At 69.7% G+C, this 11,801-nt stretch carries 10 protein-coding genes; 5 read left to right on the top strand and 5 right to left on the bottom strand.

Going from position 1 to position 11,801, the window contains the following annotated elements; all coding sequences use genetic code 11:
- Positions 1-79 precede the first annotated feature (79 nt).
- From ACWEH3_RS09950 to ACWEH3_RS09940, 3 genes are all read left to right on the top strand, one after another.
- On the top strand, positions 80-1,135 hold the full coding sequence (locus ACWEH3_RS09950; RefSeq protein WP_450015191.1) for a phosphotransferase family protein: 1,056 nt from the start codon (positions 80-82) through the stop codon (positions 1,133-1,135).
- 73 nt (positions 1,136-1,208) lie between these two features.
- A complete protein-coding gene (locus ACWEH3_RS09945) occupies positions 1,209-1,739 on the top strand; it encodes a DinB family protein (RefSeq protein ID WP_450015190.1) in 531 nt (176 codons plus the stop codon).
- A gap of 143 nt (positions 1,740-1,882) precedes the next feature.
- Positions 1,883-3,013 carry an NDMA-dependent alcohol dehydrogenase gene (locus ACWEH3_RS09940; protein WP_450015189.1) on the top strand — a complete coding sequence of 377 codons (1,131 nt, stop codon included), beginning with the start codon at positions 1,883-1,885 and terminating at the stop codon, positions 3,011-3,013.
- An 88-nt stretch (positions 3,014-3,101) separates the two neighbouring features.
- Here the strand turns inward: ACWEH3_RS09940 and ACWEH3_RS09935 are convergent, their stop codons facing one another.
- On the bottom strand, positions 3,102-4,295 hold the full coding sequence (locus ACWEH3_RS09935; RefSeq protein WP_450015188.1) for a serine hydrolase domain-containing protein: 1,194 nt from the start codon (positions 4,293-4,295) through the stop codon (positions 3,102-3,104).
- A gap of 42 nt (positions 4,296-4,337) precedes the next feature.
- On the opposite strand from ACWEH3_RS09935, the gene ACWEH3_RS09930 reads away from it, so the two are divergent.
- Both ACWEH3_RS09930 and ACWEH3_RS09925 read left to right on the top strand, forming a co-directional pair.
- A complete protein-coding gene (locus tag ACWEH3_RS09930; protein WP_450015187.1) occupies positions 4,338-5,171 on the top strand; it encodes a serine hydrolase domain-containing protein in 834 nt (277 codons plus the stop codon).
- Between the two features lie 95 nt (positions 5,172-5,266).
- Positions 5,267-5,800: a DUF3145 domain-containing protein gene (locus tag ACWEH3_RS09925; protein ID WP_450015186.1), complete on the top strand. Its 534-nt coding sequence runs from the start codon at positions 5,267-5,269 to the stop codon at positions 5,798-5,800.
- A 26-nt stretch (positions 5,801-5,826) separates the two neighbouring features.
- Here the strand turns inward: ACWEH3_RS09925 and ACWEH3_RS09920 are convergent, their stop codons facing one another.
- The 4 genes from ACWEH3_RS09920 to ACWEH3_RS09905 all read right to left on the bottom strand — a co-directional run bounded on the left by ACWEH3_RS09920 (position 5,827) and on the right by ACWEH3_RS09905 (position 11,726).
- Entirely contained in the window at positions 5,827-6,357 is a 531-nt protein-coding gene (locus ACWEH3_RS09920) for a VOC family protein (RefSeq protein WP_450015185.1), read from the bottom strand.
- A gap of 68 nt (positions 6,358-6,425) precedes the next feature.
- Positions 6,426-7,640 (bottom strand): FAD-dependent monooxygenase, encoded by a 1,215-nt coding sequence (locus ACWEH3_RS09915; protein ID WP_450015184.1) that lies wholly within the window; start codon positions 7,638-7,640, stop codon positions 6,426-6,428.
- A gap of 45 nt (positions 7,641-7,685) precedes the next feature.
- Positions 7,686-10,784: a BTAD domain-containing putative transcriptional regulator gene (locus ACWEH3_RS09910; protein WP_450015183.1), complete on the bottom strand. Its 3,099-nt coding sequence runs from the start codon at positions 10,782-10,784 to the stop codon at positions 7,686-7,688.
- Between the two features lie 81 nt (positions 10,785-10,865).
- The gene (locus ACWEH3_RS09905) at positions 10,866-11,726 is read right to left on the bottom strand and encodes a methyltransferase domain-containing protein (RefSeq protein ID WP_450015182.1); all 861 of its coding nucleotides are present in this window, start codon (positions 11,724-11,726) and stop codon (positions 10,866-10,868) included.
- Positions 11,727-11,801: the final 75 nt, after the last annotated feature.

Below are 11,801 nucleotides of genomic sequence, written 5' to 3'. Positions count from 1 at the left end.
ACCCTACGCCGCGCCGGTGGGGGTCAACTGTTGTCATCTGCCTTCAGTTCGGGTCGGCAGGTGGTGCACAATGTGGGGCATGTCTGTTGCGCAACCGGTCGATGTGGATCCCGCGGTCGTCGACTTCGCCGTCGTCGGAAAGTGGATGGATGAGCAGGGTCTGTCCGGGGGTGAGTTCGAGGACGTGACCGCGCTGGGCGGCGGAACACAGAACATCATGCTCCGCTTCACCCGCGGCGGCCGGACCTACGTGCTGCGTCGCGGCCCGAAACATCTGCGCCCGAAGAGCAACGACGTGATCCGGCGTGAGGCCAGGCTGCTCGGCGCGCTGGGCGGCACCGAGGTCCGCGCGCCCAGGGTGATCGCGGCCTGCGCCGACGAGTCGGTGCTCGGCGCGGTCTTCTACCTGATGGAGCCGATCCGCGGTTTCAACCCGCAGAACGAACTGCCCGAACTGCATGCGGGCGATCCGGAGATCCGCAGGCGGATGGGCCTGTCCGCGGTCGAGGCCATCGCGCGCCTCGGCGCGTTGGACTACCAGGCGCTCGGCTTGTCCGACTACGGCAAGCCGGAGGGTTTCCTGGAACGTCAGGTGCCGCGCTGGCTGGGTGAGCTCGAGTCCTATTCGGCCAACGAGGGCTACCCCGGCCCGGAGATCCCCGGTGTGGCGGCGGTGGGCGAGTGGCTCGATCGAAATCGCCCCGCCCAGTGGACCCCTGGCATCCTGCACGGCGACTGCCATCTGGCGAACATGATGTTCTCCTTCGACGGCCCGCAGGTCGCGGCGATGGTCGACTGGGAGATGTCCACCATCGGCGACCCGCTGCTGGACCTCGGCTGGCAGATCGCCACCCGCCCGGAGCCGGGTACCACGGGAGCGGCGCTGGTGGGCAAGCTCGGCGCGGTCGGCGGGCTGCCGACGGCCGAGGAGATGATCGCGCACTACGGGCGGTTCTCCGACCGCGACCTGAGCGCCATGTCCTGGTACACCGTGCTGGCCTGCTTCAAGCTCGGCATCGTCCTGGAGGGTACGCATGCCCGCGCGTTCGCCGGTAAGGCTCCCAAGCAGGTCGGCGACTTCCTGCACGCGATCACGCTGGAACTCTTCGAGCGGGCGCACCGGCTGATGGAGTGAACTGTCGGGATGTGCTCGATAGTTGACCGGATATCGGTGGAAGGCGCGATCCGGCCGCGCCTAGGTTGAGCGCATGCCGATCGTTCCCGATGTCAAGGACTGGACCTGGGTGCTCGAGCGCCCTTGTTCGCAATGCGATTTCGATGCCGCCGCGACCAGCTACGAAGCCGTACCGACGCTGACCAGGGACACCGCGGTCCGCTTCGCCGCGGTGCTCGACCGTCCCGGCGTCCGCCTGCGGCCGGACGAATCGACCTGGTCCGCCTTGGAATACGGCGCACATGTGCGTGACGTCTGCCGCCTGTTCGATACTCGCCTCGGCCTGATGCTGGCCGGTGACCCCGAGGGCGAGCCGCCGCGCTTCCCGAACTGGGACCAGGACGCGACCGCGGTGGCCGATCGCTACAACGAGCAGGACCCGGCTCGGGTGGCCGCGGAGCTGGCCGAGGCCGCCGAGCGGGTGGCGCGCTCCTTCGCATCGGTGCCGCCCGAGCGCCGTGGTCTGCGCGGTGCGCGCGGCGACGGGGCGGAGTTCACGGTGGAGTCGTTCGCGCGGTACTTCGTGCACGATCTGGTGCACCACGTGCACGACGTCCAGGGCTGACGCGTCGCAGAACTGTAACGCGTTCGGCTATTGGGTCACGCTCTATCGACGATTTTTCCGAGCGGTACTAGAACGCGTTACATTTTTCTCGTACTGTGGGTGCAGTCACATATAAGCACGTGCATGCGAGAGGGTCGACAGGAATGAAGACGAAGGGCGCGATCCTGTGGGGGATCGACCAGCCGTGGTCGGTGGAGGAGATCGAGGTCGGTGACCCGGTCGCAGGCGAGGTGCAGATCCGGATGGAAACCGCGGGCATGTGCCACTCCGACCACCACATCGTGACCGGCGCGACCCCGATGCCGTCCTTCCCCGTCATGGGCGGGCACGAGGGCGCGGGCGTGATCACCAAGCTCGGCCCGAACTGCCCGGCCGATCTGCAGGTCGGCGACCACGTGATCCTGTCGTTCATCCCCGCCTGCGGCCGCTGTCCGGCTTGCGTGGCAGGACACATGGCGCTGTGCGACCTGGGCGCGGGTCTGCTGCTGGGGCAGGCGATCAGCGATGGCACCTACCGCATCCAGGCTCGCGGCGAGAACGTCATCCCGATGTGCCTGCTGGGCACCTTCGCGCCGTACATGACGGTGCACCACACCTCCGTGGTGAAGATCGATCCGAGCATCCCGTTCGAGGTGGCCTGCCTGGTCGGTTGCGGCGTCCCCACCGGTTTCGGCTCGTCCACCCACGTCGCCCAGGTCGCTCCGGGCGAGACCGTGGTGATCGCCGGCATCGGCGGCGTCGGCATGAGCGCCTTGCAGGGCGCGGTGCTGTCGGGCGCGTCGAACGTGGTGGCGATCGACCCGAATCCGTGGAAGCGCGAGCAGGCGCAGAAGTTCGGCGCCACGCACACCTACGAGAGCATGGCCGCCGCGATCATGCCGCTGTTGGAGGCCACCGAGGGCCGGATGGCCGAGAAGGTCATCCTGACCATGGGCGAGATGCACGGCGAGTACATCGAAGAGGGCCTGATCCTCACCTCGAAGGCGGGCACCCTGGTGGTCACCTCGATGGGCCGGATGGACGAGAGCGACGTCAAGCTGAACAGCTTCCTGCTGTCGATGCTGCAGAAGACGGTGAAGGGCTGCATCTTCGGCGGCGGCAACGCCCGCCAGGACGCGCCGCGCCTGCTGTCGCTGTACAAGTCCGGCCAGCTCAACCTGGACGACATGGTCACTCGCAGCTACTCCCTGGAGGAGATCAACCAGGGCTACCAGGACATGCTGGACGGCAAGAACATCCGCGGGATCATCAAGTACACCGAAGCCGACTGGTAGAGCGGCGTACCGCCGCTCGGCGAGCGCGGTGGCGATCCGTGCGATCAGCTCGTACGGCACCGCTTCGCCGAGCCGGCGATCGAGGCGCTCAGATCCGGCAGCGCAGCAGGGCTTCGCGCAGGTTGCGGCTGCGGACGTCGTCGAGGACCGCCAGACCCAGCCGGTTCATCGTGTACCCGAAACCGAGGCCCGTTGCGGGATCGGCGAATCCGAACGAGCCGCCCAGCCCCGTGGTGCCGTAGGCGCGTTTGTCGGAGCCGAAGCGGAAAGTACCGCGCGACTTGCGGAAGCCCAGGTGATAGCGGCTCTTGGTGTGCAGCACCAGATCCTCGGCGGGGACGTCGTCGGCGGTCTCGGCAGCGGCGAGCCGGTCCAGCACGGCGTCGTCGATCGGCAACGCGCCGGTGCGAGCGGCGGCCGCGCCGTAGACCTTCGCCAGCGCGCGTGCGTTGCCCACTCCGTTGGATCCCGGCAGTTCCACTTCGAGGAACTCGCGCCGGGTCGCCCGCGCGGGCGCTCCGCAGCGCGGATTGGTCAGCGCCGCGTAGGACAGGCCGCGTTTGGCATAGATCTCCGCGCCGATGCGCAGCGGAAGATCGCGTTCGTAGCGCAACACGTCCAGCCCTTGGGTGGCCGACATCGCGGCGATGCGGTCCATGCTCTGCTCTGCGGGCAGGCCGATGAAGAAATCGACGCCGAGCGGTGCGGCGATGTCCTCGGCGAAGATTCGCCCGAGCGTGCGACGGCGCGGGTCCACCCGGCGCAACAGCTCGCCCTGGTACAGGCCGAGGGTGATGGCGTGATAGCCGTGCCTGGTGCCGGGCCGCCAAGCCGGTTTCTGTGCCGCCAGAACGGTCGCGAGCCCGTCCAGGTCGGCGATCTGAGGCAGTCGCACGACCTCGCTCAGGCCGGACAACCCCGCCTGGTGGTCGATCAGCTGACGCACGGTGACCGCGTCCTTGCCGTGGGCGGCGAACTCCGGCCAGTACTTCGCCACCGGCTGCTCGTAGTCGAGCAGGCCCCCGGCCACAGCGGCGGCGACGGTGAACGCCGCCATGCCCTTGGTCGAGGAGAACACCGGCACGATCGTGTCCCGCTCCCACGGCAGCGTGCGCCTGCGATCGCGGTACCCGGCCCAAAGGTCCACCATGGGGCGCGCACCAGCGTAGACCGCGACGGCGGCGCCGATTTCGCCGTGACGCTCGAAATTGCGGCGGAAGGCGTCGGCGACCGGTCCGAAACCGGGGGCGACGTCGCCGTGAACAGTGGGCGTTTCACTCATGGTGAATCGATGGTAGCTACGCGGTTCTCGTAGGCTCGCAGGGTGCGTTCACTCGAGCAGATCCGGGAATGGCCGGTCCGCCACGCGGCGGCCGCGGTGGTCACCGCCGACGGCGGTGCCGCGAGCGAAGGCGACGTGCAGCGGGTGTTCCCGCTCGCGTCGGTGACCAAGCCCTTGGTGGCGTACGCGGTGCTGGTCGCGGTGGAGGAGGGCGCGGTCGAACTCGACCAGCCCGCGGGCCCGCCCGGCGCCACGGTGCGTCATCTGCTGGCGCACACGTCCGGCCTCGCGTTCGACACCACCGACGTCCAAGCCGCGCCGGGGACCCGGCGGATCTACTCCAGCGCGGGTTTCGAGGTGCTCGCCGAATTCGTCGCCGCCCAGACCGGGATCGCGTTCGACGAGTACCTGCGCGACGCCGTGTTCGAGCCGCTGGGCATGACCGCTTCGGTGCTCGCCGGTCCGGCCGGGCACGCGGCGCGGTCCACCGCGGCGGATCTGGCCCGCTTCGCCGCCGAATTGCTGGACCCTCAGTTGATCTCGGCGCAGACACACGCCGAGGCCACGTCGGTCCAGTTCCCCGGCATGAACGGCGTCTTGCCCGGCTACGGTTCGCAGCGCCCCAACGACTGGGGATTGGGCTTCGAGATCCGGGACGGCAAGACTCCGCACTGGACCGGTGGCACGAATTCGCCACAAACCTATGGACATTTCGGCCAATCCGGGACATTTTTATGGGTTGACCCGAGAACGGGGTTGGCGTGTCTCGCCTTGAGCGACGAGAATTTCGGCGACTGGGCGCGCGCGGCCTGGCCACCGCTGAGCGATGCTGTCATCGCGGAGGTGACGGCCACGCGCAACACGGTCACGAAGTAACACGTGTAACTTCGGGCACTCCAGTACACTCAGGCAACGCCAGTTCGACGAATCGTTGGGGAAGACGTTCCTCGTCGAAGCTGGAGGTGTTGGTGGTGCGCGCATCGAGTCAGTTCGCGGACGCGACGGCGGGTGTGGTCTACATCCACTCGTCGCCTGCCGCGCTGTGCCCGCATGTCGAGTGGGCGCTCACCTCGGCCCTCGGCGCCCCCGCGAAACTGCGCTGGACCGCCCAACCGGCCGACGGCCAACTGCGCGCCACCAGTGAGTGGATCGGCCCCGTCGGCACGGCGTCGAAGATCGCCCAATCGTTGCGCTCCTGGCCCGTTCTGCGCTTCGAGGTGACCGAGGACCCCAGTGACGGCGTGGACGGCGAGCGCTACAGCTTCGTTCCCGGCCTGGGCCTGTGGCACGGCTCGACGAGCGCCAACGGCGACGTCATGCTCGGCGAGATGCGCCTGCGCGCCATGCTCCAGGCCACCCGGGAACTCGGCAAGTACTCCGCCTACGACCTGGCCGGCGAAATCGACCGCGCCCTCGGCACCGCGTGGGACGAGGACCTCGAAATCTACCGCTACGGAACGGAATCCGGTGCGGAGGTCACCTGGCTGCGCCGGGACGTCGGGTGAGGACTCCAGCTGTCGCCACCGCCGTGTCATTCGCGGGAAGCACCCTCGCCGTGTGACCACGGATTCCGGTAGCCGTCCGGAATCATGCTGTCGAAGAGAGCGCGCGCGTCCGCGGGCAACCGCAGCAATTCGACGTACGAGCCGAGTGGTCCCCCGGCGAGGTAGACGAACTCCATGCCGATCTCCGCGACAGCGCAGCGCTGGACGATCTCGGCTCCGCCTGCGAGCGCCTCCGCCAGTGCGGCATCGAAATCGTCCGGCACCCAGGCGATATGGTGCAGGCCGGGACCGGACCGCTCGAGCGCTTCGGTGTACAGGTTCGCCCCGGAGACCGGTGCGATCAATTCCAATTGCTGCCCGCCCGCGTAGCCGAGCGAGCTGTCGATCGTGTAGTCGGCCGGCGCACCGCGATAGCTGCACGAGTCCGGGCCGAAACGCATGCGGGGCATGCGGACCCATTTGTCGACTCCGTAGCGTTCGGTGAATTCTCGTTCCGCCGCCTCGATGTCGTGGACAACCCACGCCAACTGGAAAATCGGTCCGGATGCGATGCTCATTCTGGTGCTCCTCAGGTGCTTCAGGGATGGGGTGCTTTCGCCGGGACGGCGCGAGGTGACGGTGCGGTTCAGTAGTCGGCGAGGTGGATGGCGTTGGCCGCGCGCTCGAGCGGCTTGATGATCGGGCGCAGCGCCAGGCCCTTCCACGGCATGTGCCGCAGCATGCGCAGCATGGTGGTCTGGGTCCGGATCGCGCGCTGGTCGGACGCCACCATCTGAGTGGCGTTGTTCCAGCCGAGCGTCAGGTTCCGGGTGACATAGTCCTGCATGGCGCGCTGGTAGCGGTCGAAGGCGGCGTTGTGGTCGCCTGCGGCCGCTTTCAGCTCGCCAGCGAGGACATACGCGCCGACCAGCGCCATGCTCGTGCCCTGCCCGGACAGCGGCGACGGGCAATAGGCGGCGTCGCCGACGAGTGCGACGCGGCCCACGGACCACTGGTCGAGATGGATCTGGCTGACCGAGTCGAAGTAGAAGTCAGGGGATTCGGGCATGGCGCGTACCAGATTCGGCGTCTCCCAGCCCGCGCCGGCGAAGGCGTCGGCCACCAGCTGTTGCTGCGCGGCGCGGTCGCGCCGGTCCGGCAGTTGTTCCGGGGCTTGGAAGATGAACTGCGCTTTGGCCGACGAACGGCGGGTGCTGTACACCTGCACCACGCGCCCCGGAGTCGGATGAACCAGTTCCCAATGGTCGAGATCCAAGTGGTTCGGCACCGAGATCACGCAGGCCGCCATGCCGGTGTGCCGGGCGAATCGCTCCTCTGGCCCGAACGTGAGGCGGCGCACCGTCGAATGTATGCCGTCGGCGCCGATCACCAGGTCGAAGACTCGTGGCTCTGCGTTGCGGAAGCGCACGGTCACGCCGTCGGGCTGCTGGGCCAGCCCCGTGATCGAGTCGCCGAACAGGTACTCGACCCGGCCCTTGGTGGCGTCGAACAGGATGTGCGCGAGATCGCCGCGCAACACCTCGTCGTCGCCGGGCGACCGCAGTCCGATCAGCTCGGGACCCAGGGTGGCCAGCGCCTTACCCGAGTCGTCGACCCACGCGCCGCCACGCATCGCCGTAGAGGCCTCGCGGATTTCCGGCATCAGCCCCATCCGCTCGATGACCTCCATGGCCACGCCTCGAATGTCGACCTTGTAGCCGCCCTCCCGCAGGGTGGGCGCCTGTTCGACGACGGTGACGGTGAACCCGTGGCGGGTCAGCCAGTAGGCCAGTGCCGGACCGGCGACGCTCGCGCCGGAGATGAGAACGGTTTTGTTGGTGAACTGTCGCGTCGTTGTCATGGGAACAGCGTCGGCCGCGGCGCTCACCACGCACTCACCATCGGCTCACCGCCCCGCACCGAGCAGGGCCGCCACCTCCTCGATCGAGCGCCCGACGCCGCGGTCATAGGCGGCGCGGAACTCGTGTTGGCCGAGTTCGGCACGGCACCGCGCGGCGGTCTCGGCCGCCTCACCGTCACCCGCGGCGGACATCCCGCGCAGCGAATCGGCAGCGCCGAGCAGCAGCGCGGCCCGCGCCGGATCGCCGATCACAGCGGCGGTCTCCGCCAGACCGGCCACCGCGGCCGCGGCCACCGACGGGGACCGGTCACGGGCCAGTTCGAAGGCCTCGCGGTGCGCCGCATGCCCGGCTTCGATGTCGGCTTCGGCGAGCGAGACCCAGCCCAGTCCGATGAGGCTGCGCGCCCGAGCCTCCGCCATGCCGAATGAACCGTTGTCGGGCAGGGCGACGGCCGTGCCGTAGTACTCCCTGGCGCCGATGAGGTCGCCCGCCGCCCGGCGCAGGTCGCCGAGCCCGCGTATCGCGTTGGCGTACATGTCCGTCGCGCCCGCCGCCCGGGCCGATTCGGCGGCACGCTCGTAGGCGGCGCGGGCTTCGTCCGCGTCGTGACAAGCGTCCCGGCGGGCGAGGAGGTCGCCACGCCGGTTGAGCAGGTCGGCGGCCTCGTCACCAGCGCCCAACTCGGTTTGCAGGGCAACGGCCTCGTCGATCAGGTCCAGCGCGACCGCCCGCTCACCGCGCCAGTCGGCGACGGCGGCGAGTTTGTCCAGGGTGGTGGCGATCGCCCAGCGGTCGCGGGTGGCGCGGAAACCAGCGAGGGCACAGTGGAATTCGGGTTCGGCCGCCACCGGCTCACCGGACATGAGCAGGCGGAGTCCCCCGCCCAGCCGCAGGAACGCCTGCGACCATGGGTCGGCACCGAAGAGCAGGCGCTGCCGCTGCGGCGGCAGGTCCAGCAACCCGCCGACGGTCGCCAGCAGGAACACCAGATGCGGGCGCTGAAGGGGTCTTCCGACCCTGGACAACTCCGTCACCGCGCGGGTGACCGCGACCGGCAGTCCGTTTCCCGCTCGCGCGGCGATCGCCGCGCACAGGCCGTATTCCTCGACGTCGGCCGCCGGATCGAGTGCGGGCAGCAGCTTGCCCGCGAGCTCGACGGCGCCGCCCGGATGACCGCGCAGCCACCAGCACCACGCGTGCGCGGCGATGAGCCGTTGTGCCAGAGGCGGATCGGCGGCCACCGCCCAGCGCAGCGCCACCTGCACGTTGTCGTGTTCGGCGCTCAGTCGTGCCAGCCAGTCCAGCTGGTCCGGGCCGCGCAGTCGCGGATCGGCCCGCTCGGCCAGGGCGGTGAAGAATCCCGCGTGGGCACGCTGCATCCGCTCACGCTCACCGGAGTCGGTCGAACGTGCCAGACCGTAGGCTCGGATGGTCTCCAGCATCCGGTAGCGGCCGCCGTGCACCTCCACCAGCGATTTGTCGGCCAGGCCGTCGAGCAGTTCGTCGGCATCGTCGAGTTCGCAGACCGAAGCGGCGGTCGCGGCCGTCGCTCCGCCCGCGAAGACCGCGAAGCGCCGCGCCATGAGGCGCTCGGCCGGTTCCAGCAGATCCCAGCTCCATTCGACCACCGCCTGCAAGGTCTGATGTCGGGGCTCCGCGGTCCGGTCTCCTCGTGACAGCAGCCGGAACCGGTCGGAAAGGCGTCCGTCGATGTCGTCCACTTCGAGGTTGCGCAGACGGGCGGCGGCGAGTTCCAAAGCCAGCGGCAAGCCGTCCAATCGCGCGCAGATGCGCCGCACGGCCGCGATCGTGCCCGCGTCGACGGTGAATCCGGGCCGCGCCGCGGCCGCGCGGTCGGCGAACAGGCGGACCGCCGCGCAGCCGAGCTGCTCGGACAGCGGCGCTTCGGCGGCCGCGACCGGCAGTTGCCCGATCGACAGGACGGTCTCGCCGGTGATGCGCAGGGCTTCCCTGCTGGTCGCCAGCACTCGAAGGCCCTGGCATTCGCGCAACAACCGGTGGACGAGCCGCGCGGCGTCGAGCACCAGATGCTCACAGTTGTCGAGAATGATCAGCAGAGACCGGCCTGCGAGCATCGCGTGCAGCCGGTTTTCCGCGTCTTCGTGCTCACCGGCGGTCGCGCGGCCGCCGAGCGTCGCCGCGATCTCCTGCGCCATCTGCGCGCCGTCCACCAACGGCGACAGATCCACGAAACAGACCTCGCCCTGAGCCCGGGAGCCTGCCTCCAACGCCAGCCGGGTCTTGCCGGTGCCCCCCGGACCGGTCAACGTGACCAGGCGGGCCCGCGCCAGCAGCAACGCGATCCGCGCCAACTCGTCGTCGCGGCCGACGAAACTGGTGAGCTGGGCCGGTAGGCGGCGCAACGAGGCCGCGGCGACGGTGTCCCCGCGCAGGATCGCGAGGTGGGCCCGGGTCAGCTCGGCCGAAGGATCCGCCCCCAGCTCGTCGGCGAGCAGTCGACGGCCCTGCTCGAACAGCTCCAGCGCCTCCGCTTGCCGGTCGGTCCCGGACAACCCGCGCATCAGCAGCGCTCGAGCCCGCTCCCGCAGCGGATGTGCGGCGACGAGTTCGGTCAGCATCGAGACCACCGCTCGATGGTCGCGCAGCGCCAGACCGGCCTGCGCCCGATCCTCCCGCGCCGCCAGCCACGCTTCGGTGAGGCGGGTCACCGCCGTCGCGGCGAACGGCGCGTCGCGGACGTCGGCCAGCGCCGCACCCCGCCACAGCCCGGCGGCTTCGTCCAGCAGCGCGGCCGCGGAAGCGGGATCCCCGTCACGCAACGCGATCCGGCCCTCCTCGGCGAGCCGATCGAACCGGTGCGCGTCCACCGTGCCCGGGTCGACCGCGAGCCGGTAGCCCGCGGTCGAGGACTCCACCAGTTCGTCGGCGCCCGCCGAACGCAGCGCCCGCCGCAGCCGCGACACCTGGGACTGCAGCGCGTGCCCGGCGTCACCCGGCGGATCCTCCCCGTAGAGATCGTCGATCAACCGCTCGCGGGAGACGACCCGACCGGCCTCCGACGCCAACACCGCCAGCAGCGCCCGCACCTGCGGCCCACCCACCGCGACCGGACCCCCATCGGGCTGTCGCACCTCCACCGGACCCAGGATCCCGAACCGCACGATCGCCAGTATGGCCCGGGGACCGACGGTCTGCCGCTTCGGCGGCTTCTCAGCACCGGCCTGCCGGCGGAGCCGGGTCGTTCACTTCGCTCGGTGGCCGAGTACGGCGAACATGGTGACCGACAGGTGGTAGTCGCCCCGGGCGATTCCGGCCTCCATGGCGGCGGCCAGGTCGGTGCGTTCCTGCTCGGTGATCGCGCCTGCGGCGCGGGCGCGTTCGGTCATCTGGGCGAAGAGCGGGCGGATGGTTTCCGGGTCCCAGATCACCGCCTGCGATCCCACGTCGTCGATCGCGAATCCGGCCGCGGTGAGCAGGCCGCGAAGGCTTCTGCCCGACTTCGGGTTCGGGGTGGTCGTGAGCATCGACTCGCGCAGACGGGCGATCACATCGTCGTCGCCGGGATGGGCGATGGCGGTGTGCCAGTCGCTGTCGATGAGCAGCACGCGACCGCCCGGCCGCAGGACCCGCGCGATTTCGGCGGTGGCGGCGGCCGGGTCGTCGAGATGCTGGTAGACGCGCTCGCAACGCACCGCGTCGAACGAAGCATCCGGGAAAGGCAGGTGGTAGGCGGTGCCTTCGACGAATCGCGCTGATACACCGGCGGCCTCGGCTCGCGCGTCGGCGACAGCGAGCATCGCGGGATTCGGATCGACACCGACCGCCTCGCCGTCCGGCCCGACCCGCCGGGCGAACTCGAGCACCTCGGACCCTGTCCCCGCACCGATGTCGAGTGCCCGCTCACCTGATGCGACCGCCAATACGTCGTGCCCCCATCGCCGCATCCGGCTGATACCCGGCAACGCCGCTTGCAGATCCAGGATGCCTACCAACACGGCCATCGGATCGTCGGCGGCGTCATGGGACGGTGCGGAACGATCGGCGGGGATAGCGCTCGTGTGGAACGACGGTGCGGGACGGGGCGTCGCGTGTTCGGTCGTCATGCCCCGACAGTAGCGGCCGCCTCCCGCCTGCGGTCGCGCCTTGAACTCACCGCAGCGCCCATCAGAAGGCGCTCA

This window comes from Nocardia sp. NPDC004718, from assembly GCF_053601535.1.
This window is presented reverse-complemented; position numbering and strand designations above follow the sequence as displayed.

Coding starts and splice junctions, on each gene's coding strand:
- ACWEH3_RS09950 (WP_450015191.1), top strand. CDS start 80: ATGTCTGTTGCGCAACCGGTCGATGTGGATCCCGCGGTCGTCGACTTC.
- ACWEH3_RS09945 (WP_450015190.1), top strand. CDS start 1,209: ATGCCGATCGTTCCCGATGTCAAGGACTGGACCTGGGTGCTCGAGCGC.
- ACWEH3_RS09940 (WP_450015189.1), top strand. CDS start 1,883: ATGAAGACGAAGGGCGCGATCCTGTGGGGGATCGACCAGCCGTGGTCG.
- ACWEH3_RS09935 (WP_450015188.1), bottom strand. CDS start 4,295: ATGAGTGAAACGCCCACTGTTCACGGCGACGTCGCCCCCGGTTTCGGA.
- ACWEH3_RS09920 (WP_450015185.1), bottom strand. CDS start 6,357: ATGAGCATCGCATCCGGACCGATTTTCCAGTTGGCGTGGGTTGTCCAC.
- ACWEH3_RS09915 (WP_450015184.1), bottom strand. CDS start 7,640: ATGACAACGACGCGACAGTTCACCAACAAAACCGTTCTCATCTCCGGC.
- ACWEH3_RS09905 (WP_450015182.1), bottom strand. CDS start 11,726: ATGACGACCGAACACGCGACGCCCCGTCCCGCACCGTCGTTCCACACG.